The organism is Gottfriedia sp. NPDC056225 (assembly GCF_042267765.1).
Taxonomy (GTDB): Bacteria; Bacillota; Bacilli; order Bacillales; family Bacillaceae_G; genus Gottfriedia.
Genome location: NZ_JBHJTJ010000007.1, coordinates 83,373 through 110,195 on the forward strand (window position 1 = coordinate 83,373; position 26,823 = coordinate 110,195).

Consider the following 26,823-nt stretch of genomic DNA (forward strand, 5'->3'; position numbering starts at 1 on the left):
TTTTGGAATCAACTCTTTTTCTATATTATGTATTATTTGTCTTCTCTTAATAAATAATCATTACCATCTTGATCGTAGAAATTAAACATTGAACCGTATGGCATTTTCATTAGATCATCAACTTTTACTCCGTTTTGTTTCATTTTTTCATAAGCAGCATCAATATCCGTTGTACTAAAAAGAACAGATGGATGAGATATTTTATCTGGTTTAAATTGTTCCATTGAAGATTTAGAGTAAAGAACTAGTGTAGTAAATTCACTTTCACTTGGACCTACTTCAATCCATTTTGCATCTGGCCCCATTGGCATTTCAATTTTTAGAACAAATCCCATTTTATTAATCCAAAAATCTTTTGCTTGCTCTTGATCTTCTACATAAACAGTAACTTTACCGATTTTATTAATCATTATAACATCTCCTTTACTGGATAATTTTACTACCAAATTAATTTTAGCAAACACAAATGCATAAAACAAACTGATTTCGCACTATTTAATTTGAATTGAATAAATCTTAATGAATAATAATTTTTGCTAATTAACGAATAAAAAGGATAGTTAGATTTTCTAACTATCCTCAAGTATTTCAAGATATAAGTCTATTCATGTTTCACACTTTAATAGACGACCCGTTCATTTACCAACATCTTACATTACACGTTTAAACATTTTTTCAAGCTCATACGAACTAAAATGGATGACGATTGGACGACCATGTGGACATGTAAATGGATTGCTTGATTTTCTTAACGATTCTAATAAACTAAAAATTTCATCGTTTGTGATATAGTGATTTGCTTTTATTGAAGCTTTACAGCTCATCATGATGGCTTTTTCTTCACGTAGTTTTTTTATGTTAATTGTTCCACGTTTTAATAATTCTTGAATCATTTCATCGATTAAAGTATCTTCTTGTCCTTCTGGAAACCAATTTGGATGCTCGCGAATGACATAACTATTTGAACCGAATTTCTCGATAAACAGTCCAACTTCCATTAGTTCATCATGGTATTGGTCTAATAAAATAGCTTGCTCTGGCGAGACATCAAATGTAATTGGAATTAATAAAGTTTGTAGTTCTGATGCAACCTCACCTATTTTTTCTTTAAAATATTCATAGTAAACACGTTCTTGTGCAGCATGCTGGTCGATTAAATATAAGCCTTTTTCATTTTGAGCAATAATATAAGTACCATGCATTTGTCCAATTGGATATAAAGGAGGTAATTGGTCAATATTTTGCTCATCATATACTTCTTCTTTAACGATTACAGTTTCTTCTAATTTTGATTTATCTTCTTGATTCACTAAATTCGAATAATTTTCGTTTTTATTAACGATTTGTTTTTCAAAATAAAGACTCTCGTAATCGATCGGTGTTGATGAATCAATTTCTTCGGTTGACTCGAATTCAATTGAACTTTCTTCTATCGTTGTTTCGTTAGTTTCATTGGATCGATTTGAATTAAAACGCTCCTGAAGAGAAAATGGTAATTTCTTTTCTACGTCTTCTTTTATCGAAGAATGTTCAAATGAAAATGTAGATTGTTCACTATATATTTTTTCCTTTGTTGCTGTTGGCTTTATTTCTGGTATTAGAGAACGTCCTCTAAAAACTTTTTTAATACTTTCACTAATTAATGTAAATAGTTGATCTTCTTTACTGAAACGAACTTCTTGTTTTGTAGGATGTACGTTTACATCTACTAATTGTGGGTCCATTTTAATAAATAGCGCTACGATTGGAAAACGACCAATTGGAAGTAATGTATGGTATCCTTCGCTTATTGCTTTATTTACTCCGTAATGTTTAACATATCTTCCATTTACATAAAGTGAAATATAATTTCTAGTTGCTCTTGTATATTCGGGCATTGATAAATAGCCTTCAACCTGAAAGTCTAGTGATTCACCTTTAAAATGCACCATATTTTTAGCAATCTGTAGGCCGTATAATGAAGCAAGAATTTGTCTTGCGTCACCATTTCCATTGCTTCGGAACATTAGTTTATCATTATGTTTCAAATCAAATGCGATCTTAGGATTTGCTAATGCTAATCGATAGACGACGTCCGTCACATTGCTTAACTCCGTTTGAACAGTTCTCATATATTTTAATCTAGCTGGTGTATTAAAAAACAGATTTGAAACTTCTATACTAGTCCCTTGTGATTTGGCAATTTCTTTTTGAGATTGCAAAACGCCACCCTTTAAGATTGTTTCAATTCCGGGTCCATCTACGGTTGATGTTTTCACGGTAACATAACTAACAGATGCGATACTCGGCAATGCTTCACCACGGAAGCCTAATGTACGGATTCGAAATAAGTCATTTTCATCTTTTATTTTACTCGTTGCATGACGCTCAAAAGCAAGAATACTATCTTCCTTTGTCATCCCCTCACCATTATCGCTTACAAAAATTCGTGAGAGTCCACCGTCGTTAATTTCAACTGTAATACGTGTACTAGTAGCATCAATTGCATTCTCGAGCAATTCCTTAACAACTGATGCAGGACGTTCTACAACCTCACCTGCCGCTATTTGATTGGCTAAGATCTCATCTAACTTCTGTATCTTTGACATTAGTGAACCTCCTCTCTAATTAAATAAACTATACAATAAAAGGTATAGTACATTTAGCTATTTTCATAATTTTAACTATTAATAAAAAGAAAGGCCAATTGGCCTTCTTTTATTTTTTCACTTGTTTTTGTAGTTCATATAATAAATTAAATGCTTCCATTGGATTTAACTCTAGAATATTTATTCCTTTTAATTGATCAATCACTGGATGGCTTTTAATTACTTCTTTAACTTTTGGTTGATTATCATCAAATAAGCTTAATTGAGATCCTAAATCTTCTTTGTCGGATGTTTGAACAATTTCTTTTTTAGTTTCTTGCTTTTTTATAATAACTTGTTCTGTATTTTCGATATCTTCTTTAACAAAAGAATGATTATTTGATTCTAAATCAGTTAATAATTCTTTTGCTCGAATGATTACATCTTGCGGAAGATTTGCTAATTCAGCTACATGTATACCATAGCTTTGGTCAGCTGCTCCCTCAAAGATTTTATGAAGGAATAATACCTTTCCATCCTGCTCTTTTGCTGCTACGTGAATGTTTTTCAAAAACTTAAGCTGATTAGCTAATACCGTCAATTCATGGTAGTGAGTAGAAAAAAGAGTTTTTGCTCCGATATGATCATGTATATATTCAATCATCGCTTGTGCTAAAGCCATTCCATCATATGTCGATGTACCCCTACCAATTTCATCAAATAAGATTAAACTCTTTTCAGTTGCATTCGTAATCGCATAATTAGCTTCTAACATTTCGACCATAAATGTACTTTGACCGGAGATTAAATCATCCGCTGCTCCAATTCGAGTAAATATTTGATCAAATACAGGTAATTTTGCATATTCAGCAGGTACGTAGCATCCTATTTGAGCCAGGACACTTATTAAGGCTACTTGTTTCATATACGTACTTTTACCGGCCATATTCGGTCCAGTAATTAAAAATTGATGTGTATCAACATCGAAATTTGTATCGTTAGGAATATATTCTAAACCATGTAATACTTTTTCAACTACCGGATGTCTCCCATTCTGCACAATATATTCTCGATCAGCCGTAAACGTTGGTCTTATATATCCATTTTTTTCACTTACTACAGAAAAACTTTGTAATACGTCAATTTGACTAATGACTTGTCCTAATGTTTGAAGTCTTGATAAATATTGTTTTACTTGTTCTCTAATTGAAATAAACAACTCATATTCTAAACCAATCATTTTTTCTTCAGCTTCAAGAATCATTGTCTCTTTTTCTTTAAGCTCTTCAGTTATAAATCGCTCTGCATTTGCTAAAGTTTGTTTACGCTCATATCGTCCTTCTGGGATTTGGCTAATATTTGATCTTGTTACTTCAATATAGTAACCAAAAATACGATTATATCCAATTTTTAATGATTTGATCCCAGTAATTTCTCTTTCTCGTTGCTCAAGTTCCATTAACCAGTTTTTACCGTTCTTACTCACGAAACGATACTCGTCTAATGTTTTATTAAAACCATCTTTTATGATGTTACCTTCTTTAATCGATAGTGGAGCCTCTTCAATAATTGCGTTTTCTAAAATAATTTGAAGGTCCTCACATGGGTCAATATTCGTAATTAACTCGTCAATACTTTCGTGATTTATTGATTTCAAGACATGAATAATTGAAGGGACTGTTTGAAGTGAGCGTTTTAATTGCAATAAATCTCTAGCATTTACATTGCCAAATGAGACTTTACCAGCTAAGCGTTCTAAATCATATACATCTTTTAAAAGTTCCTTAAGATCTTCTCGAATAAAATAGTTTTCCATTAGCAATTCAACGATTGTTAAACGTTCATCGATTTGATTCGCATTTACTAATGGACGTTGAATCCATTTTTTTAGCAAACGACCACCCATTGCTGTTTTCGTTTCATCTAATAACCAATTCAATGAACCTTGTTTGTTTTTTGAACGCTGAGTTTCAACTAACTCAAGATTTCTCATTGAATACATGTCCATATTTAAAAAATCATGTTGATTAATCACAACGATTTCTTGAAGATGTGAAAGTGTTCGTTTTTGCGTTTTTGATAAATAATTTAATAGTCTAGCAGCTGTTGATTTTAAACTTGTTTGATCAATCGATTTTACAACATTTGTAAATTCCTCTAATAAACGATCATTTGATTCAAAAGAAACTGTAATTGAAAAGCTCTTTTCAAGAGTTTGAATCGCTTTAGATGAAAAATCATCATGTACGACAACCTCTTTCGTTCCAGTTGCTGCAATTTTTAAGATCGCTTCTTCTAATGACCCGCTAAGTAATAAAGCATTCCCTTCACCAGTCGTTAAATCAATCCAAACTAAAGCATATGAAGTTTTAGAAACTTCCGTTAATGTTGAGATGTAATGGTTCTGCTTCTCATCAATTGATCTACCTTCCATTTGCGTACCAGGAGTAATTAATTGAACAACCTCTCTTTTTACTACTCCTTTAGCGACCGTTGGATCCTCAACCTGTTCACATATTGCTACTTTGTAACCTTTTTCTACTAATTGTTCTATATATCCAGCAGCTGCATGAAAAGGAACACCACACATTGGAATTCGCTCTTCAGTACCACCTGCTCGCCCTGTTAATGTTATTTCCAAAACTTGAGATGCTTTTATCGCATCCTCAAAAAACATTTCATAAAAATCGCCAAGTCTAAAAAATAAAAAAGCATCCTGGTAATTTTTCTTTATATTTAAATATTGCTCAATCATTGGCGTATATGTTGCCATTTTATCCTCTCCATCAAAAAACATTCTTCGCATATTATATCACATTTTGACGAAGGCTTATGAAAGTTCGAAAGTTAAGATCAAGAAACTCTTCGATTGGTTAAACGATAAAAATAGAGTAACAGTCACGTTTTGAAGAAAACGCTCAGATTGGCTAGCTTTTAAGTTAAGACAGAGGCGTAGTTGCACTTATACTTAAATTCCTAAAATTGGAAAATTCTTCTTTTTTCTTCTCCGCTGCCAATTTATACTTTCTTACCAAATTAAAAAAGCTAGGAAGTTTCACCTTCCTAGCCTAGCTTATTCTTCTTCGCCTTCTAATACGAAATCTGGATCTAAATCTTCAAATTCGTCATCTACATCAAAGAAATCATCATCGTCATGTACACCGTGAGGCGCAACAAGTACAACAACTTTCGTTTCACCTACTACTTCAACTAAAACTTCTTTTTCTACAGTTACAATAAATCGATTCCCATTTGGAGAAATAATTGCATCTAAACAATTTGGATGTTTTAATGATCGTGCAATAACTTCACAATCTTCACCAGTAAAATTGTCATCTCTGTGTCTTAATCTTACTACTTCAGTATACTTAACAGACTCAGGCACTACTTCTGTTTTCGTATTGTCACCATAGGAGTACCAAATATTAATATCATATTTACCAGATACTTCTACTCCATCTTTACATTTTTTTGCATCATATACATGGTTTATAACCCAGCAGCCTAAAATACTTGATGGTGTATGATTTGGTGTAAGTGTATGAGTGACTTTGTTATATTTCTTGCCTCTTCCTACGACTGCCTTCGTTATAATCTCTCTGTGTTCGCGTTCAGACATAGGTGTGACCCTCCTCGTTCCATTTTCATTTCATTCTATGCGTGACATATGCGGAATGTGTTAATGACATGAAAATTCTTTTATACAAGTTAAAAAAACATGTGATGATAAATTGTATGACGACAGCCTAATAAAGTTGACTCTATTTTGAAGAATTTAAAAAATAAACATGAAAAATATTATATTTAGGCTATTTAGTAATTACTTTATTAGCTTTACTTAAAAAAAAGACTCAGGCAGCAAAATTAATTGCTTCTCCTGAGTCCTAAATTTGTTAATTGCTGCAGCTATCTGTTTTGCAAGCATCCGGTCCATGTGCTACCTTTGATCCTGTTTCTCCGCTTAGTAAGTTGCCACCTGTTGATTTAATAATTTCATCTGTTACACCATTTGAGATCGTGTGGGCGATTAATTGTAGTAAATCATTCACTTCTACTTGAGATGATTGGAATTCTTGTACTACTGGAATTGATTCTAATTTTTCGTTTAAATCATCAAGCTCTTGTTCAACCTTTTTAAGAGCTTCTTTCTTACCCCAGTGCTCTAAATTAACAGCTTGTTTTTGTAATGATTTAATTTCTTCGATATGCGATCTTACAGAATCGCTCTCGTTAATTTGCGCTTCAGCACGTTTAAAAAAGTCTACTTCTTCTGTTTCAGAAATCATTACTGCTAATTCTTTAGCACGTTCAACGATATCAGCTTTTGTATATTTTCCCATTATAGCACCTCTACTGTTTCTTCTACTAATTCTCCATCTAATGACCATGTTTTAGCTTTTGTAACTTTTACTTTTACAATTTGACCAACGATTGATTTAGGACCTCTAAAGTTTACAAGTTTATTATAAGGAGTATACCCAGCAAGTACATCTGGATTCTTCTTACTTTCACCCTCTACTAAAACATCAAGAATTTGTCCTTCAAAACGTTTATTAAATTCAGCTGATTTTGCATTTACAACTTCGTTTAGACGTTGTAATCTTTGCTTTTTCACACTCTCTGGTACATTATCTACCATTTTGGCAGCCGGTGTTCCTTCACGCGGTGAATAGATGAAAGTAAATGCTAAATCAAAACCTACTTCTTCATATAACGTCATCGTTTCTTCAAATTGCTCATCTGTTTCATTTGGGAATCCAACAATTATATCTGTTGTAAATGAAATTTGTGGCATAGCCGTTTTTAATTTTCTTACAAGTTCAAGATACTGTTCACGATCATATTTACGTGACATTAACTTCAGAACTTCTGAGCTACCCGATTGAACCGGTAAATGAATATGTGGCATTAAGTTGCCACCTTTTGCTAATACTTCTATTAAATGATCATCAAAATCTCGTGGATGACTTGTTGTAAAACGTACACGCGGAATACCAATTTTACGGATTTCATCCATTAAATGACCTAATCCATAAGTTCCTTCAGCTAAGTCTTTACCGTATGCATTAACATTTTGACCTAATAAAGTAACTTCCTTGTAACCTAGTCTAGCTAACTCACGAACTTCATTAATAATGTCTTCTGGTTGACGGCTACGCTCTTTACCACGTGTATAAGGAACAATACAGTATGTACAGAATTTATCGCAACCATACATAATATTAACCCATGCTTTAATTTCACCACGACGGACTTTTGGAAGATTTTCAATTACATCCCCTTCTTTTGACCATACTTCGATAACCATTTCTTTACTAAACATTGCTTCTTGAATAATAAATGGTAGTCTATGAATATTATGGGTACCAAATACCATATCAATAAATGAATGTTTTTGTAAGATTCGATTAACGACAGCTTCTTCTTGGGACATACAACCACAAATACCAATTAACAAGTCTGGTCTTTGAAGCTTTAACGGTTTTAAGTGTCCAATTTCTCCAAATACTTTATTTTCAGCATTTTCTCGAATTGCACATGTGTTTAATAGAATAATATCAGCATCTTCAACTGATGTAGCAACTTCATAACCCATCGTTGTAAAGATACCGGCCATAACTTCTGTGTCATGCTCGTTCATTTGACAACCATATGTACGGATTAAGAATTTCTTACCTGCACCCGAATTTCTCATTTCTTCAGGAATTTCGAAACCGCGATCATAAGTAACTTCTTCTTTACCTCTACGCTTTGCATCAGCTAAAGAAGGAGCTTGGTAAACCTTTTCAAAATATTGACTATAATCTTTATCGTTTTTATTTTTCGTATTATTTATATTAGTGCCTTGAAGGCGTTGTTGTTCATTCATAAAACAATCTCCTTTCAATCGAACGTCCACACATTAATTAAGTATATAACGTTATTCTACAATATACAATGTGCGTTACGCAAAAAAGAAAGCCTAAAATAGAAGTATATTTGAATAATTTTTTTAATATTTTTAATCATTTCTGTTAAAATAGAGAGCGCTTTAATTAATAATAGAAGAATGTTATTTTTCACTTCAATTACAAAATAAAAAGAGGACCATAAAAGGATCCTCAAAATTCAAAATTTATACTATTTAAGTACTTAGTTTACATAAATAAATAAAAATATAAAAGGCTTAATAAGCTACATGTCCAAGATATAATCGTAAAATTCATAACAATGATATTTTCCGACCAACCATACTTAATTCCATAATGAAAATGGATAGGAGCCATGAGAAACAGACGCTCTCTTGTTTTTTTAAAGTAAAGAACTTGAAAAATAACAGAAAACTGCTCAGCTAAATAAATTAAAAACAAAATCGGAATCAAAATTTCTACTTTTTCAATGATCGCTAAAAAGGATAGTGAACCACCAATTGCCATTGAACCTGTATCGCCCATAAATGCCTTAGCGGGATATAAGTTATAAATTAAAAAACCAGCTAAACTTGCGATCATAATTAGACTAAAAATTTTTACTTCTATATGATCTGAAATCAGAAAAAAGAAAAAGAAGGTAGGAATTGAGACCATACCAAGAAGTCCATCCATCCCATCAGTAAAATTAATAGCATTTGCAGATCCTACAATAAATAAAGTCACGATCGCTAAATAAACCCATAATGGTAAAAAGATTTTGATTGAATCTGTAAAACGAAAAGTTGTATCTATACCAAAATAATTAATTAATACAATAAGCAACAAAATAGTAAATGAAAATTGAAAAATTAGTTTTGTCTTAGCCGATATTCCTCCAGGGTCCTGCTTTGATGCTTTCCAAAAGTCATCAAGAAAACCTACAAAACTAAATAAAATAAAGGTTCCAACTAAAAAAAGCATGAGTGGGCTTGAATAATTAAGGAATGCTACTAATATACCAATCAAAAATATGCTTCCTAGCATTAATGGTGTACCTTTTTTATTATGGTGTTCAGGTGGTAATTCAGCTCTTATAGGTTGTGTCAACTTCAATTTTCTTAATGTAGCAATTAATAAGGGTGAAAAAATACTTACTAAAACAAAAGTTAAAAGGGCCGGTAAAAGTGAGAACAACAAATTTTTTTCTCCTTTCAATTCCTTTTAACTTAGAAATTCGATAATGCTGTGGAATATCCTTTATTTCCCTGTTTTTTGTTTTAATATCCCTATTTGCTAACCCAATTGAGCTTTTACTGTACCCCACTCTATTTCTGAATTAATACGAGAAAAACGCTCTTCATTGCTCTATCATTTTCTAATTCCCCATCCAAAATGCTATTTTAATATATTACTAATCTTAATTTTCCAAATCATGTGATCATAACCTTTTCCCCAAAAATCCTTATATAAGTATTTAGGTTCGCCAAATTTCTTTTTCCAGATTTTTTGTGCGTTCGTATAACCACTATCTAAACAAAATTCATTTATTCCTCTATTCTGTAAAGTAGAATACATTGTATTTAGTAATAATTTCCCTACTCCTTTCTTTTGATAGTCCGGATGAACGAAAACAGTTCCTATTTCAATTAGGCCATTTAATTCATTTTTTGTGCATTCCATAATAAGATCACTCGCCGATCCGTATTCAATTGAACCGATAATTTTATCATGATCAAGGGCGATTAAAAAATATCTACTCTCTCCATTGCTTTCAAAATCGTTTTTTAAGTATTTTACTTTCGTATTAATTTCATCGTTAATATCTTCTAACTTCTCCCCTATACCTTCTTTTGTAAACGTATCGATGATCACTTCCCGAAAAAATTGATTTAACTCTTTGTCATCTTCAGTTCTCGGTCTTCTAATTTGAATACTCATCATATAAATCACTCCTAACCTTTAAACAATTCAACAAAAAATTTGCATAGTCCTATTTAGTTTGGAAAATTTTTAATTATAGATTAACAAAACTTTTTCTAAATATAAGTTCTTAAACGCCAAGTTATAGTTGTGAAATTGAATAAAGTGTTTGTTAACATTACTCAATTAAGAAAAGATTGATAATTATTATATTCCTATAAAAAAAAATGAACAAATTTATTATAAAATTCTGAATGAACGTTCACATACTGCTTTACATCTCAAATATAAAAAAACTCCTCAATAAATGAGGAGCTTTTGTTTTTATTACATGAATTCAGCAACTAATTTTTCGAATTGACCTTTTTCTAATTGTAGATCTGATTCCACTAATGGATCTTCACTGTAACCAGAAATTAATTCTTGGTATGATTTTTGCTCTTTATTTTGGTAAATAAGACCAGTTACTAAACCTTTATTTTGCATTAATGTTTGCATAGCCATTTCTTTGTTTGAAGGATCATATCCTTCAATATCAGAAAGTTTAACAAGATTTTCTTTAAACCAGTCATATGTGTTTACTTTATTGTAAGTTACACATGGGCTGAATACGTTAATTAAAGAGAAACCTTTGTGGTTAATACCTTGCTCGATTAATGAAGTTAACTCTTTTAAGTCACTTGAGAAACTTTGTGCTACGAATGTTCCACCAGCTGTTAACGCCATTTCCATTACTGAAAGTGCAGATTCAACAGAACCTTGTGGAGTACTCTTAGTTTTGAATCCTACATCACTACGAGGAGATGTTTGACCTTTTGTTAAACCGTAAATTTGGTTATCCATTACGATGTAAGTAACGTCGATGTTACGACGAATTGCATGGATTGTATGACCTAAACCGATTGCGAATCCATCACCGTCACCACCAGAAGCGATAACAGTTAGATCACGGTTAGCCATTTTAACACCTTGTGCAATTGGAAGTGAACGACCGTGAATACCATGTAAACCGTAAGAGTTAATATATCCAGAAATACGACCAGAACATCCAATACCAGAAATTACTGCAAGATTATCAGGTTCTAAACCAACATTTGCTGCTGCACGTTGAATCGATGCTTGTACTGAGAAGTCTCCACATCCAGGGCACCAGTTTGGTTTGATATTATTACGAAATTCTTTAAATGTTGCCATTTAGAACAACTCCTTCCTTGCAAGTGTTGTAAATTTCTTTTGGTAAGAAAGGATTTCCATCATATTTTAGTAAGCTTGAAATCTTTTCTGCATGACCACAATTCATTTTAATAATGCTTGCTAATTGACCAGTAGCATTATTTTCAACAACGATTACGCGTTTAGCTTTTTTAAGCTCAGGCATTAATTCGTTTGTTGGGAATGGGTGAATTAAACGTACATGAGCGTGGTTAACTTTGATACCATCTTGCTCTAAACGAACCATTGCTTCTTCGATTGCACCACGAGTTGAGTTAAAACCAACTAATAATACATCAGCGTCTTCGTGTTTAGAGTTCACTAACACTGGGTTAGGGAATTTTAAGTTGTTTAACTTACGCATACGTTTATCCATTTGTTGATTACGGTTAATTGGTGATTCAGATGGTTTACCCATTTCATCATGCTCAACACCAGTTACGTGGTGAATACCACCTTTCATACCTGGTACTACACGTGGAGAAACGCCGTCCTCAGTCACTTCATAACGTTTGAAGTATTCTTTGTTTTCAGATACAGGTAATTCTTGTTTGTAATCAAACTTACCACGGCGAATTTGAACTTTTTCAAATTGAAGTGGTTCAACAGTTTGTTTACCTAAAGAAAGCTGTAAGTCTGTAATTACGATAACAGGAACTTGGAATTCTTCAGCTACGTTAAACGCTTCCACCATATCGTAGAATCCTTCTTCTACTGTACTTGGAGCGATTACTACTTTCGGAATCTCACCGTGTGTACCGTAGATCATAGCCATTAAGTCTGATTGTTCTTGTTTAGTAGGAAGACCAGTACTTGGACCACCACGTTGAGTATCAACGATTACTAAAGGAACTTCAGTAATACCAGAAAGGCCGATTGCTTCCATCATTAATGAAAGACCAGGACCTGCAGATGCTGTTAATGTACGAACACCAGCATAGTTAGCTCCGATTGCCATTGTACATGCAGCAATCTCGTCTTCAGTTTGAATAACTGCTCCACCATACTGTGGTAATTTTTTAATTAAGTATTCCATAATCTCAGATGCAGGCGTAATTGGATACGCTGCCATAAAACGTGAACCACCAGCTAATGCACCCATTGCGATTGCATCATTACCGATTAAGAACATACGTTTTTTACCATCTGCTTCTGATAATTGCATTTTATTTACATTCACGCCAAGCATTTCTCTCATTTCTTGTGCTCCACGTGCGATTGCTTCTATGTTTTTCTCAACAATTTGTTGACCTTTTTTACCGAAAATTTCATCTACAACTTCTCTGAAAACTTCAATTGAAAGACCTAAAATTGCACTTGAAGCTCCAACTGCAACCATGTTTTTCATTAATGAAGTACCTAGTTCAGCAGCTAATTCTGTAAATGGAATTGAATAAAGTGTTACATCAGTTGAATCTGGAATTGTCGGATTAAATTTAGCATCAGCGATTACGATACCGCCTTTGCGTAATTCATAAAAGTTTACATCGATTGTTTCTTGGTCAAAGGCTACTAAAATATCTAAGTCATCTGAAATTGCACGAACTTCAGTTGTACTTACACGAATTTTGTTATTAGTGTGACCACCTTTAATACGAGAAGAGAAATGACGATATCCGTATAAATAGTAACCTAAACGGTTTAACGCAATTGCAAAAATCTCACCTGTACTTTCGATACCTTCACCCTGTTGTCCTCCAACTTTCCATGAAAGTTGTTCAATCATTTCCTACACCCCTTTGAATGCCCTCATTCGTAATAAGTTAAATTATAAATGGATAATTTTTTTTGCATCTCATTCATTTTTATAAAAGAATGAAAGCGATTTAAAACATATCTTTTGATATGAGTTAATTCGCTTTCAATTCTAGACCTATTAATCAAAAAAATCAATGATTTTGAAAGAAATTATTCCTTTAATTTTTATATTTTTATTATTCTGAACAAGTAACGTGTTATTTGTAATGTATATATGATGAATAATTCTCATACATAAAGCCTTTTACTTGCTGTTCGGTATAATATTTTAGCAATTCATTTGTTAAATTTTGATAAAGTCCAACATGATGTAAATCGGTTGGATGTGTATCGATGCCATCGAAATCTGATCCCATCGCGATATATTTTTCTCCACCTAGTGAACACATATAATCAATATGTTTAATAATATCTGAGATCGTTGCAACACCTTCATCGACTAAAAATGCAGGATAAAAATTAATTCCTACAATTGCACCTCTATTAAACATCGCCTTCAACTGTTCATCATTTAGATTTCTAGGGTGTTTACAAATTGCTTTAGCGTTTGAATGAGTTGCTGTTGGGTATTTTGCTTGCTCGAATGCATCCCAAAACGCGGCTTCACTACAATGAGAAAGATCACACCACATATTATGCTCATTTAAGTAATGAACTACACTTCTTCCAAAATTAGTTAATCCCCCATTCCTTTCTTCAAGTATTCCATCAGCAGTTTCATTCGCGTAATTCCATACTAGACCGACACTACGCACTCCTAGACGGTGTAATATCTTTAGTCGGTTAATATCACCTAAAAGTGCGTCACAGCCTTCTAGCGTCAAAATAGCACCCATTTCGTGACTTTTTAATCCAACTTCATCTTCTTTTGTTCGAATAACTTTTATATTATTATTTTCTGTTGCTACTTTTTCATAAAAAAGAGTTACACATTGAAGTGCTGCGTCAAACTTTATTAGTTTATGTACATTTTCGGGGATATAAATCGCATAACATTGTATCTTACTTTCTCCCTCTTTTAATCGATTAACTGAAACCTCCAATGAATCATCATTTTCAAAATTGATCGTAGGCTTTTCTAATAATTTCATCAGTACATCACAATGCGCATCAAATACTTTCATTCCTTTACACCCTTCCTTTTTTTGATTATTTAGACTAGTTTAACATAATTAATAATACCGAATATAAATTAAATCATTATACATAAAGAAAACTCGCCGATTGGCGAGTCTTTAGGTGAAGCCACAGGAATAGTTGATTTCTATTTATACCTAAAATTGGAAACTATTCGATGATTCTTCAACGTAGCCAATTTATGAAATTTTAATAAAAAATAAAACAACCTGTCGCTTTAGGCTAACAGGTTGTATTTATTAACGAGGTTCTACGATTAATTTAATCGCTGTACGCTCTTCCCCATCGATTTGAATATCTGTAAATGCAGGGATACAAATTAGGTCCACACCACTTGGTGCAACGAATCCTCTCGCAATTGCAACTGCTTTTACAGCTTGGTTTAACGCGCCAGCACCGATTGCTTGAATTTCTGCTGTACCACGCTCTCTCAATACACCTGCAAGTGCTCCTGCTACAGAATTAGGGTTTGACTTTGCTGAAACTTTTAATATTTCCATTCCTGATCCTCCTTGTACTTACAAAGCTAATATTGTGTACAATAAAAACTATTCTCGATAACAAGAAGTTATTCCTGCAAATATTTAAAAGTTTTTTAAAAATTTTCACAATTCTCTTAATTAAACTTATAGCTCTTGATGGTCATCATTAATTTGTATTCTTTTAATAGATTTTGCATGGCCTGTTTGTTTATCTAATTCGATAATAACACCACTTAGCTGGCCTCTACCTTCATCTACTTCAAATCTCACTGGTAAGTTCGTTAAGAATTTTTTAATAACGGCTTCCCTTGTAACACCTAAAATCCCATCATAAGGACCAGTCATCCCTACGTCCGTAATAAACGCTGTACCAGCAGGTAATACTCGCTCATCAGCTGTTTGTACATGTGTATGAGTACCAACAACCGCAGTTACTCTTCCATCTAAATACCAGCCCATAGCAATCTTTTCACTTGTTGCTTCAGCATGAAAATCAACAAAAATAATTTTCGTTCTTTTTTGTGCGATTTTTATTAGTTCATCAGCTTTTTTAAACGGACAATCAAGTGGCGGTAGAAATGTTCTACCTTGTAAATTGATAACCGCTATTTCAACATCATTAAAGTTTAAAAATACTAAACCATTCCCTGGAGTACCTTCAGGGAAATTAGCTGGTCTTACTAAGTATTTTGCTTGATCAATAAATTCAAAAATATCTTTTTTATCCCATGCGTGATTACCAAGTGTTACTGCTTGAGCACCTAATTCTAAAAATTCACGATAAATTTTTTCCGTTATCCCTTTACCATGGGCTGCATTTTCACCATTTATGATTGTTACTGAAGGATTATATTTCCTTTTTAAAGCCTGAAGATTTGCTTTTACCATTGTTCTACCATTTGAACCAACTACATCGCCTATAAACATTATTCTCATTATGTTACATCCTTCCAACTTGCCACTGTTAACGTACAGCACTGATTTTACATTAGATTACCCAAAAATACGAAAAGCCCCATTACTAGCACAATCTGAATCTTACATCTATGCCAATCAACTATGATTAACTTCAGATATGTATTAGTTGGAGCTATTCTTTAAAATGCTTTATTTTGTTACTAAAAAGAAAATAAAGTGGCATATACCACTTTATTTTGCATACTCGACTGCACGAGTTTCTCGAATAACCGTAACTTTTATATGACCTGGATAATCCAGTTCGTCTTCAATACGTTTTCTAATATCTCTTGCTAATCTATGAGCTTGTAAATCATCAATTGTATCTGGTTTTACCATTATGCGGACTTCACGACCAGCTTGAATAGCAAATGACTTCTCTACACCTTCATACGATTCAGAAATCTCTTCAAGTTTTTCTAAACGTCGGATATAGTTTTCTAAAGTTTCACTTCGAGCACCTGGTCTTGCAGCAGATAGTGCATCTGCAGCAGCTACAAGAACTGCTATGATTGAAGTTGGCGCAGCATCTCCATGGTGAGATGCGATACTATTGATTACTACTGGATGTTCTTTATATTTTGTTGCTAATTCAACACCGATTTCAACGTGGCTTCCTTCTACCTCATGGTCAATCGCTTTACCAATATCGTGAAGTAATCCTGCTCGTTTTGCAAGTTTTGTATCTTCACCTAGTTCAGCAGCCATAAGACCAGCTAAGTTAGCTACTTCCATCGAATGTTTTAGTACATTTTGTCCATAACTAGTTCTAAATTTCAGACGACCTAATATTTTGATTAAGTCAGGGTGAATTCCATGGACACCCACTTCGAAAGTAGTTTGTTCACCGACTTCACGTATGTACTCATCTACTTCTCTTCTAGATTTTTCAACCATTTCCTCGATTCGTGCAGGATGGATTCGACCATCTTGTACTAATTTATCTAGTGCAATTCTCGCAGTTTCACGACGAATTGGGTCAAAACCTGATAATATTACAGCTTCAGGCGTATCATCAATAATTAAATCTATACCAGTTAACGTTTCTAAAGTACGTATATTTCGACCTTCACGACCGATAATACGACCTTTCATCTCATCATTTGGAAGATTTACAACTGAAACAGTTGTTTCAGCAACATGATCTGCAGCACAACGCTGGATTGCTAATGATAAAATATCTTTTGCTCTCTTATCTGCTTCTTCTTTTGCTCGAGCTTCTGTTTCTTTAACTAGTATTGCTGTTTCATGGGATAATTCATTTTCGACTTTAGTAAGTATTAATTGTCTTGCTTCTTCACGATTTAAGCTAGAAATTCTCTCTAACTCTTCTTGTTGGGCAGCAATTAATGCTTCTATCTTGCTTTCCATATCTTCTATCTGCTGTTGTTTTAAAACAAGAGATTCCTCTTTTCTTTCAAGAGCAGACTCACGTTTTGAAAGTCCATCATCTTTACGATCTAAGTTCTCTTCTTTTTGCGTTAAACGATTTTCAGATTTCTGTATTTCACTACGTCGATCTCGAATTTCGTTCTCTGCATCTGTACGAATTTTGTAAATTTCGTCCTTTGCTTCCAATAAAGCTTCTTTTTTAACTGTTTCTGAATCACGTTTTGCATCTTCAATAATTTGATTTGCATGATTAGTTGCGCCATTTATTTTAGCTTCTGCAATGGACTTACGGACAAAAAATCCGACAGCATAACCGACTCCGAATGTGGCAAGCAATGCGAAGATGATCAAAATTATAGTATTTGCACCCATGATTTCACCTCCTCTTGCTATTTAATTAGTTTCATTTTTGTCGGCTGTTATATTGTATAAATAATTGCATCAACATACAGCACATTTCGATTTCATTTTTTTACAAAAAAGTAATATTTTTTTAGAATATACACTTAAATATTAAATCTCTTACCAAATGATGTCAAGCCTTGTAAATTGCTTACATACTTGATTTATCAATATTTATTACATTTTTACTAGATTTCATACATCAAAATCTAAATTTTATTCATTAACTTTTTTTTATTTGTTTTTAATCACGAATTAATTTCAATGATTTTTCAATTAATAAACATCTATTTTCTTATGTATTTAGTTATATTTCCTTAAAAGAAATAGGGAGCGTTTGACTATAGCTTCCACGTTATCCATAGGATTTGAGGACAGTTTAAAGTGATTCAGATTAAAGCAAAAAAAAATTAAAGAAACATCACTACTACCCTTTTCGGACTTTGCTTTTCCTGTATTTAAAAAATGCGAGCACTTTTAATAAGCACCCGCATTTTTGGTTTGTCTTTTATAATCTTAGTTTCTTAAATTTTTTTTAGGAAAAAATTTATTCTTCTAATAAAGAGAATTGATCTTCGTCATCTGTTTGAGTAACAATAACAGGGTTATCCAAGCCATGGTGAACACGGATCGATTGTTTAATCGTATCACGTATATCTTTATTTTCTTTTAAGAATATCTTAGCATTCTCACGGCCTTGTCCAAGACGTTCTTCATTGTAAGAATACCATGCTCCACTCTTAAGAACGATATCTAAATCAGATCCAATATCAAGAATTTCCCCTTCTTTAGAAATACCTTCTCCATACATAATATCTACATCTGCTTGTCTGAATGGTGGTGCTACCTTATTTTTAACGACTTTAATCTTCGTTTTGTTACCTACAATATCATTACCTTGTTTTAATTGTTCAGCACGACGTACCTCTAAACGAATTGTAGAGTAGAATTTTAACGCACGTCCACCTGGAGTCGTTTCAGGATTACCGAACATAACCCCAACTTTTTCACGAATTTGGTTAATGAAGATTGTAATTGTTTTTGACTTGTTAATTGCACCTGAAAGTTTACGTAATGCTTGAGACATTAATCGAGCTTGTAGACCTACGTGAGCATCACCCATGTCTCCTTCAATTTCAGCTTTTGGAACTAATGCTGCTACTGAGTCAACAACGATAATATCAATTGCACCACTACGAACTAACGCTTCTGCAATTTCAAGTCCTTGTTCACCTGTATCAGGCTGAGATAATAATAACTCATCAATGTTTACACCTAATTTTTGAGCATAGACAGGATCTAATGCATGCTCAGCATCTATAAACGCCGCTTGTCCTCCATTTGCTTGAACTTCAGCGATTGCATGTAATGCTACAGTTGTTTTACCTGAACTTTCAGGACCATATACTTCAATAATTCGGCCTCTTGGATATCCACCTACACCTAATGCAACATCTAGTGCTAACGATCCACTAGAGATAGTTGAAATTTGGCGATCTGTTTGTTCCCCTAGTTTCATAATTGAACCTTTACCGAATTGTTTTTCAATTTGTTTTAAAGCCATATCTAAAGCAGCTTGGCGATCACTCATTAAGATTCCTCCTTAAGGATTCATTTATCTATTAACTATATAATAACTGTTTTTTGTTCGTTTGCCAACTAAAAAATAGAACGTTTATTCGATTTTTTTCGAGATTAAACTTAATTTTTAAAGAATAGAAACGCTTGTTTCGTATTTTTCAAACTATAAAACTAGATTTTTATTAATATGAAAACTATAAAATTAAAAAACTCGGCTAAATAACCGAGCTTTTTTATTATAAAATAACCTATCTAATTTTATAAGTCTTGACTTTCAAAACTTGAATGTAGTAATTTAATCAGCATGTTTGCGCCGTTTTTAACACTCGATAATCTTATTTGTTCCCTAGTTCCACTGAATTGGAACTCTTTAATGAACGGTTCATTATCATTCATTTTTATTCCAATATATACTTTACCTACTGGAACATTTTCTAATGTTGAAGGTCCTGCTTCACCAGTAAAGCTAATCGAAATATTACTACCTGTTAAACTTTGAATATTTTCAACTAGTGATTTAGCACATTCTGCACTTACTGCACCGTTATTTGCCAGGATGTCTGATGGTACATTTACTAGTTTTTGTTTCATTTCATTCGTGTAACAAACTACACTTCCTTTAAAAATGGACGAATTACCAGGAATGTCTGTCACTCTTTTACTGAAAAGTCCACCCGTTAAACTTTCAGCAGCAGATATAGTCAGTTTAAATTCCTTCAATTTTCTTGATAAAACGGTAAATAGATTATCACCGTTAGTACCGTATATGAATTGCCCAACACGCTCGCGAATTTTTTCTTCAGCTTGTCCAATTAATTTCTCTGCCTCTTGTTCATTACTAGCACTTGCTGTAATTCGGAGCATTACTTCTCCTTCACTTGCTAAAGGAGCAATTGTTGGATTCGATTGGTTTTCAAGTAAATCAAGAATTTGAGTTTCTAAAATTGATTCTCCGATCCCAAAAAACTTGAGTTCCTTTGAGATAATTGTATTTGATTCCTTACCTTTTAAGAAATAAGGAATTAATTCATTTTCAACCATCGGAATCATTTCTCTTGGTGGTCCAGGTAATAGAACAAATTGCTTGTCACTAGATTCAAAAACCATTCCAGGAGCCATTCCATTTTTATTTAATAAGACGTGCGCATTGTTAATTACCAATGCTTGTTTTTTATTATTTTCAGTCATTGGTCGATTTACTTTAATAAAATATTGTTCAATGTACTCAAGTGATGGAGTATGGTATACAAGTGTTTCTTGTACAAATTCAGAAACAACTTCTTTTGTTAAATCATCTTTAGTTGGACCTAATCCACCAGTTAAGATAATTAAATCACTTCTAGTAGAAGCGATTTCAAGTGCATGTTTAAGTCGTTCTGAGTTATCTCCTACAACCGTTTGGAAATGATGGTGATATCCTAGTGTAGATAAATGTTTAGCCAAAAATTGCGCATTCGTGTTTGCAATTTGACCTAAAAGTAGCTCAGTCCCTACAGCAATTATTTCAGCACGCTTCAAAATCAGTTCCCCCTTTTAATTCTTTACATTGATTTAATAAGAACATCTCTATTTTTATAAAAATAATCCCAACCAGAATATACTGTAAAGAATAACGCAACCCAAAGTGCTACATCTGCAATTGAAAATGGTAAGAAATTCAATGGGAAGTCATGTAGGAAATATGCTGAAATCGCAACGATTTGAGCCCAAGTTTTAATTTTACCTAACATTGCTGCAGCATGAACTTCACCTGTACCAGCTAAGATCATTCTTAAACCAGTTACAGCGAATTCTCTACTTATAATGACAATTGTAATCCACGCGGGAACGTAGTTAAAATCAGTTAAAATTATTAACGCTGAAGATACTAGTAATTTGTCAGCTAGTGGATCTAGGAACTTTCCAAAATTTGTAACTAAATTAAATTTTCGTGCATAATAGCCATCAATAAAATCAGTTACAGAGGCAATAATAAAAATTCCTGCTCCTACTAGGTGGTTAACTGGTATCGAATCACCAATTAACGTAATATTTCCCCATCCAAAATCTATTAAAACAACCAACATAAATAATGGGATTAAGCAAACCCTTGATACTGTAATCTTATTTGGTAAATTCATGGTAAAACCCTCCAAAACTTTCTAGAAAATGAAGCAATTTATAATAAATGAATAAAAGCCATCTTAAAGATGACTATTGATTCATTTTTAAATTTTTAATCGTAATCTTTTGGTGAACAGCATTTGTTGGACTAACTGGATATTTAAATACCTCATCATTAATTCTTAGCTCAACATTATTTGAAGCACCAATATTTACAGTTACTTCATTTTCTTCTGTTAAGTCATAGTTTTGAGTTTGTCCTTGTTTTAAAATCCCACTATAAAACATTTTTCCCGCAGCATTTTTTAAATCCACATAACTTTCACCATTAGCAACCACTTCTAATTTAAATACATCTGTACCAGATAATGAAATTGAAGTGCGTTTTCCTTGAGCAGAGTCAACTGTAATTTTTTGAGTCGGTTCTTGCTTAGTCTCATCATTTTTCGCTTTCTCTGTTTGTTTCTTATTATCATTTTTAGCCTGATCTAGAGCATTATTTTTTGGTTTTTCTATTTCAGAATTAGAATTAGTTTGAGATTGGTTTGTATCTGCAGACTTTTCATCATTTTTTGATGGAAGCATCATATAGATAGCAATGCAGATTCCCATGATTAGGATTGCTATTAATATTCTTGGTAAATAATCCATTATACGCGACGACTTAACGTTGTTTAATGGTTCTTTAAGTTTTGATGCTCTACTAGGAATTTCTTCATGCTTTACTTCTTCTGCAATTGTATTTGCTTCAACAGTATCTTCTATGACAGGTTTATCAGATAGAAAACCTGACACATCAACGCCAATCGTTTCTGCATATTGTTTAATAAATGCACGAACATAAAATTGCCCAGGCAATATTTCATAGTTACCTTCTTCAATTGCTTCAAGATAACGTTTTTGAATCTTCGTTAACTCTTGTACATCATCAATTGATAAGCCTTTGGCTTCTCTTGCTTCTTTTAAATATTTTCCTATTTCTGTCACAAATTACACCCCAACTAACTTTAAAAATCAAACATAGAGAACGAGTTGTGTCCATTTTTGTCCATTTGGTCTACAAGTTCATATTTAATTTCTTCATTTTCATCATTTCTTAATTCAATTATGTAATCAAAATCATCTAAAGAGTATTCAGTTTGCTGTACAAATACATCTGGATGCTCTACTACCTTCACAGAAGACATTGCCATAATTTCGCGAACTAATTGCCAATGTTGTTCATTTGCTCTTCTATGAGAAAGAATACCATCAATAATAAATACATTGTCTGAATTATATTCGTCTTCTATTAATTGACTTCTTAATGTTTGTTTAATTAATGTTGATGATACAAATAACCAGCGTTTATTCGCACAAACACTTGCTGCTACTACTGATTCAGTTTTACCAACGCGAGGCATCCCCCTGATTCCGATTAGCTTATGGCCTGGCTGTTTAAATAACTCTGCCATAAAATCAACAAGCATACCTAAATCATCGCGAACAAAACGAAAAGTCTTTTTATCATCTACGTCTCGTTGGATATAAGTACCATGTCTTACAGCTAAACGATCTCTAAGAGTTGGTTTTCTTAGTTTAATTATTGTTATATTGTCCATAGTATTTAAAATTGATTCAAATCTTGTAATTTGATCATCATTGTCGCAACCAAGTAGCATACCACGTTTCATTGTGTCGACACCATTAATTGTTAAAATATTAATCCCTAGCATACCGATTAACGAAGCAATATCTCCAAGTAGTCCAGGGCGATTCTTATGTATTTCATACTCAAAATACCATTCGATTAACTCCATACTTATACCCCCTATTTGTTAACTACTTACAACTCTATTTAATAATAAACGATTTCACCATAATATAAAAGGTAAAATATGTGAAATAAATAACTTTCGACTCGAAATTTTTTTAAGAAGTGTGCCAACCGCCGTTTACTCCAAGAATTTGACCAGTTATATAGGAAGATTGTTCGGAAATTAGGAAATTTACCGTATTGGCGATTTCACTTGGTAGTGCTAATCTACTCATCGGTATTTCATTTGCAATTTCGATTAAATCAGTTTCAGTAAATGAATTTAACATATTCGTTTTTACTGCACCTGGAGCGACTGCATTTACTTTTATATTGCTTGGCCCTAATTCTTTTGCTAGAGCCATTACATATGCATTTTGAGCACCTTTAGTTGTTGAGTATAGCACTTCACAAGATGCACCGATTTGACCCCATATAGAAGAAACTACAACAATACTTCCAGATTTTTTCGCCACCATATTTGGAAGAAAATAATTGACTACTTTTATCAAGCTTTTAATATGTAATTGAGTTAATTGATCTATTTCTTGATCACTTACATCATTAATTAGTCCGTAAATCGAAAATCCAGACGCATAAACAATTGAATCAATCTGATCAACAATTTGTGACGTTAAAACATCAACACCATTTTTCTCTGATAAATCCGCTTGAACTAATTGGCATTTTAATTCATGTTCTCTAGCTAGTTCTAGGATTTCGTTAAGTGGCTCTTTCTTACTGTTAAAGTGGACAACTAAATCATGTTTTTCGTTTATTAATTTTTTTGAAATAGCCAAGCCTATGTCTCCACTAGCTCCTATTACTAATATTCTTTTTCTCATACTAATCTCCATATTAAAGGCAGATTTAAGGGGTTTAGACATTATTAGGGATATGTTACGACAAAGAATCTATTTATTACGCATATTATGTACTAAGTATACATTTATTATCTTAATATACCCTTAAATCTGCTTATTTAGTTTTTTCCCCATTTTAAATAAAAAGCACCCTAATAAGGATGCTTTTCGTGATCAAAACTCATTTAATGCGGAAGAACGAAAAATTCGCTCATATAGTCATCATTAATTAGATGACTTGCACTTGCTTTTAAATCCTCTATCGAGATCGATTGTAACACAGATACTATGTCAAATAAATGCATATCTAAAAATGCGTATCTTGTAAATTGATTCGCTATATATTCTGGAGAATTTAATGAACGTAAAAAACCTCCAATTTTCTTTTTAACTACCCGGTCAACAATTTCTTTTTCCCAGTCATGGTTTTTAGTGTCTAATAAGACTTCTTTTATTTTTTCAGAAAGTTTCTCAGGTGAAGTTGAATCTCCACCAATAATTGCGAATGCAAAACCATTTTCGGCAGAGTAATCATATGAAAACGAATCATCTATTAAACCATCTTCATACATTTGTTGATAAGTATTTGAACCTTTTCCGAATAAATAATCTAGTAGGATGGAAATAGATAATTCATGTTTTAGTAATTCGCTTCCACCTTTAGGTGCAGAAAAGTCCTTTATTCCAACGAGTACTTTCGATGATTGGACATTCATATGTAATACTTTTTTCTTTTCTGCAGATTCAGGAGTTTCCTCTGGGAAAAATCTCTTAATTTCATTAGCATCTTTAAAAGTCTTTTTATTTTGATTATCTCTAATTAAGTTCATTGTTTCTTCAGGATTTACTGGACCAACAACAAAGAATAACATATTGCTTGGATGATAAAATGTTTCGTAACAAGTGTATAATAATTCTTTATTTATTTTTGATATTGATTCAACCGTACCAGCAATATCAGTTCTAACTGGATGTTTACCGTATAAATTAGCAATCATCCCAAAGTACTGTCTCCAATCAGGATTATCTTCGTACATTTTAATTTCTTGACCAATGATTCCTTTTTCTTTTTCAACACTTTGATCAGAAAAATAAGGTTCTTGAACAAAATCAATTAATGTTATTAAATTCTGTTCTACATTATTCGTAGCTGAAAATAAGTAAGCTGTTCGTGTGAAACTCGTAAATGCATTTGAAGAAGCACCTTGTTTGCTAAAAACCTGGAATACATCTCCATCTTTCTTTTCAAACAATTTATGCTCTAAAAAATGAGCAATTCCATCTGGTACAACCAATTTTTCATCTTTTCCTAATGGAATAAACTCAGAATCAATTGAACCATATTTAGTAGTAAAGGTCGCATATGTTTTGTTGTAACCCTGCTTTGGAAGAATATATACTTTTAATCCGTTCTCAAGCTCTTCGAAATAAAGAGTTTCATTCAATTGTTCAAAATACTTTTTTTCCATTATGCTCCCTCCTGACCTTTTAAGAAATAAGTTGTATGCAGCTTTATTTTATTAGCCACAGCTACCATTTCATCTTTTGTAACTTTTTCAATTGCAGGAATCCAGTCTTCAATCGGACGTTCGTTACCTGCAGCTTGATCATTGAATAAAGTTTCAATTATTCCATAAGCCGTGTCCATACTTTCTAATAAGCTATTTTTGATAACTAGTTTTGTCTGATCAATTTCTGCATCTGTGAAATTTCCTTTTTTCATTTCTTCAAGCTGCTCAGCAATGATTGTCGTTGCTTTTTCATAGTTTTCAGATGCAATACCCGACATTACCATTAAGATTGATTTATGGCTTTCAAAACGCGAAGCAGCATAGTATGCTAAACTGTTTTTTTCTCGTACATTGATAAATAATTTTGAATGTGAGTATCCTCCAAAAAGCCCATTAAACACTTGAAGTGCAAAATAGTCTGGGTCTTTGATGGAAATTTCAGTTGTATAACCAATGTGTAGTTTAGCTTGATTCAATTTTTGCTCTTCAATTACTTCATTAGGTGAACTAATTGGAGTTGCTTTTACAGTATCAACAGTGACTTTCTCACTTGTAGTATTTCGGAAGTTTTCTTCAACCAATTGTTTACATTGATCAAATTCAACATCACCAACAACATAAAGATCAATTAAATCTTGCTGCAGGGCTTTTTCATAATATTTATAAAGAGATTCAGCTGTAATTGAATTAACATCCTCAGTTTTTCCATTTGCAAGTAACGCATATGGCTCATCCTTAAACATTTCTTCTACTAGTCGTTGATTTGCAAATTTCAATTTATCATCGTTAATCGACTGGATTCGTTGTATTTGCGTTCTTTTTTGAGTTTCAACATGTTTAGCTGAAAATGCACCATTTTCTAAAAATGGATTTTGCCATATTGACGCTATAAGCGAAAGTGCTTCATTTAATAAAGAGCTTTGATTTGAAAGGTATTTTTCATTTGCAACATCAATTGTAAACGACATGACATGATAATCACCTTTTTTTGATACGTCTACAAAGAAAGTTGCACCGTATAATTCTTCTAATTTTCTTCTAATTTCACCATTAGTAGGAAGATCTTTCGTACCACTTTGTAATACATAAGGTAAAATTCCACGGTACGATACTGTATCTTCTTCAAGTTTTCCACGTACTTTTAGTGTAATCGAATTTGTTTTAAATTTTTCTGTCGTAACCACATGTAGTTTAATGCCATTAATATCACTGTTTTTGTATTGTAACAAATTCAAATTGAACCCTCCTTAGT

The 26,823-nt window shown here is 32.7% G+C and carries 22 protein-coding genes; all 22 read right to left on the reverse strand.

Going from position 1 to position 26,823, the window contains the following annotated elements; all coding sequences use genetic code 11:
- Nucleotides 1–32: 32 nt before the first annotated feature.
- A complete protein-coding gene (locus ACFCYN_RS07435; RefSeq protein WP_098117428.1) occupies nt 33–410 on the reverse strand; it encodes a VOC family protein in 378 nt (125 codons plus the stop codon).
- Between the two features lie 240 nt (nt 411–650).
- Complete coding sequence (gene mutL, locus ACFCYN_RS07440) at nt 651–2,588, reverse strand: DNA mismatch repair endonuclease MutL (protein WP_172445199.1); 1,938 nt, start codon at nt 2,586–2,588, stop codon at nt 651–653.
- A gap of 109 nt (nt 2,589–2,697) precedes the next feature.
- Nucleotides 2,698–5,340, reverse strand: coding sequence for a DNA mismatch repair protein MutS (gene mutS / locus ACFCYN_RS07445; protein WP_375948486.1), 2,643 nt, complete (start codon nt 5,338–5,340; stop codon nt 2,698–2,700).
- Between the two features lie 300 nt (nt 5,341–5,640).
- Nucleotides 5,641–6,186 (reverse strand): outer spore coat protein CotE, encoded by a 546-nt coding sequence (gene cotE, locus ACFCYN_RS07450; protein ID WP_098117432.1) that lies wholly within the window; start codon nt 6,184–6,186, stop codon nt 5,641–5,643.
- Between the two features lie 274 nt (nt 6,187–6,460).
- Complete coding sequence (locus tag ACFCYN_RS07455; protein WP_172445201.1) at nt 6,461–6,907, reverse strand: YlbF/YmcA family competence regulator; 447 nt, start codon at nt 6,905–6,907, stop codon at nt 6,461–6,463.
- On the reverse strand, nt 6,907–8,436 hold the full coding sequence (gene miaB, locus ACFCYN_RS07460; protein ID WP_098117434.1) for a tRNA (N6-isopentenyl adenosine(37)-C2)-methylthiotransferase MiaB: 1,530 nt from the start codon (nt 8,434–8,436) through the stop codon (nt 6,907–6,909). Before miaB ends, ACFCYN_RS07455 begins: the two co-directional genes overlap by 1 nt.
- Nucleotides 8,437–8,704: 268 nt before the next feature.
- Nucleotides 8,705–9,655: a phospho-N-acetylmuramoyl-pentapeptide-transferase gene (gene mraY, locus ACFCYN_RS07465; protein ID WP_172445202.1), complete on the reverse strand. Its 951-nt coding sequence runs from the start codon at nt 9,653–9,655 to the stop codon at nt 8,705–8,707.
- A gap of 198 nt (nt 9,656–9,853) precedes the next feature.
- Nucleotides 9,854–10,399: a GNAT family N-acetyltransferase gene (locus tag ACFCYN_RS07470; protein WP_375948490.1), complete on the reverse strand. Its 546-nt coding sequence runs from the start codon at nt 10,397–10,399 to the stop codon at nt 9,854–9,856.
- 306 nt (nt 10,400–10,705) lie between these two features.
- Nucleotides 10,706–11,572, reverse strand: coding sequence for a 2-oxoacid:ferredoxin oxidoreductase subunit beta (locus tag ACFCYN_RS07475; RefSeq protein WP_375948492.1), 867 nt, complete (start codon nt 11,570–11,572; stop codon nt 10,706–10,708).
- Nucleotides 11,559–13,316 (reverse strand): 2-oxoacid:acceptor oxidoreductase subunit alpha, encoded by a 1,758-nt coding sequence (locus ACFCYN_RS07480; RefSeq protein ID WP_172445205.1) that lies wholly within the window; start codon nt 13,314–13,316, stop codon nt 11,559–11,561. Before ACFCYN_RS07480 ends, ACFCYN_RS07475 begins: the two co-directional genes overlap by 14 nt.
- 229 nt (nt 13,317–13,545) lie before the next feature.
- On the reverse strand, nt 13,546–14,472 hold the full coding sequence (locus ACFCYN_RS07485; RefSeq protein WP_375948494.1) for a dipeptidase: 927 nt from the start codon (nt 14,470–14,472) through the stop codon (nt 13,546–13,548).
- Between the two features lie 252 nt (nt 14,473–14,724).
- Nucleotides 14,725–14,985 carry a stage V sporulation protein SpoVS gene (spoVS, locus tag ACFCYN_RS07490; protein WP_088041153.1) on the reverse strand — a complete coding sequence of 87 codons (261 nt, stop codon included), beginning with the start codon at nt 14,983–14,985 and terminating at the stop codon, nt 14,725–14,727.
- A gap of 126 nt (nt 14,986–15,111) precedes the next feature.
- Complete coding sequence (locus tag ACFCYN_RS07495) at nt 15,112–15,903, reverse strand: TIGR00282 family metallophosphoesterase (protein ID WP_172445207.1); 792 nt, start codon at nt 15,901–15,903, stop codon at nt 15,112–15,114.
- 213 nt (nt 15,904–16,116) lie between these two features.
- The gene (gene rny / locus ACFCYN_RS07500; protein WP_098117441.1) at nt 16,117–17,688 is read right to left on the reverse strand and encodes a ribonuclease Y; all 1,572 of its coding nucleotides are present in this window, start codon (nt 17,686–17,688) and stop codon (nt 16,117–16,119) included.
- Nucleotides 17,689–18,265: 577 nt separating this feature from the next.
- The gene (recA, locus tag ACFCYN_RS07505; protein ID WP_172445208.1) at nt 18,266–19,309 is read right to left on the reverse strand and encodes a recombinase RecA; all 1,044 of its coding nucleotides are present in this window, start codon (nt 19,307–19,309) and stop codon (nt 18,266–18,268) included.
- A gap of 248 nt (nt 19,310–19,557) precedes the next feature.
- Nucleotides 19,558–20,820 (reverse strand): competence/damage-inducible protein A, encoded by a 1,263-nt coding sequence (locus tag ACFCYN_RS07510; protein WP_375948542.1) that lies wholly within the window; start codon nt 20,818–20,820, stop codon nt 19,558–19,560.
- A 20-nt stretch (nt 20,821–20,840) separates the two neighbouring features.
- The gene (pgsA, locus tag ACFCYN_RS07515) at nt 20,841–21,419 is read right to left on the reverse strand and encodes a CDP-diacylglycerol--glycerol-3-phosphate 3-phosphatidyltransferase (RefSeq protein WP_172445210.1); all 579 of its coding nucleotides are present in this window, start codon (nt 21,417–21,419) and stop codon (nt 20,841–20,843) included.
- 73 nt (nt 21,420–21,492) lie between these two features.
- On the reverse strand, nt 21,493–22,389 hold the full coding sequence (locus tag ACFCYN_RS07520; protein ID WP_375948498.1) for a helix-turn-helix domain-containing protein: 897 nt from the start codon (nt 22,387–22,389) through the stop codon (nt 21,493–21,495).
- A 20-nt stretch (nt 22,390–22,409) separates the two neighbouring features.
- Entirely contained in the window at nt 22,410–23,201 is a 792-nt protein-coding gene (locus tag ACFCYN_RS07525) for a DUF3388 domain-containing protein (RefSeq protein ID WP_172445212.1), read from the reverse strand.
- Nucleotides 23,202–23,313: 112 nt separating this feature from the next.
- On the reverse strand, nt 23,314–24,042 hold the full coding sequence (ymfI, locus tag ACFCYN_RS07530; RefSeq protein WP_172445213.1) for an elongation factor P 5-aminopentanone reductase: 729 nt from the start codon (nt 24,040–24,042) through the stop codon (nt 23,314–23,316).
- Nucleotides 24,043–24,245: 203 nt separating this feature from the next.
- Nucleotides 24,246–25,529, reverse strand: coding sequence for an EF-P 5-aminopentanol modification-associated protein YfmH (gene yfmH, locus ACFCYN_RS07535; protein ID WP_172445214.1), 1,284 nt, complete (start codon nt 25,527–25,529; stop codon nt 24,246–24,248).
- Complete coding sequence (gene yfmF, locus ACFCYN_RS07540) at nt 25,529–26,800, reverse strand: EF-P 5-aminopentanol modification-associated protein YfmF (protein ID WP_375948544.1); 1,272 nt, start codon at nt 26,798–26,800, stop codon at nt 25,529–25,531. The genes yfmH and yfmF overlap by 1 nt, the downstream gene beginning before the upstream one ends.
- Between the last annotated feature and the right edge of the window lie 23 nt (nt 26,801–26,823).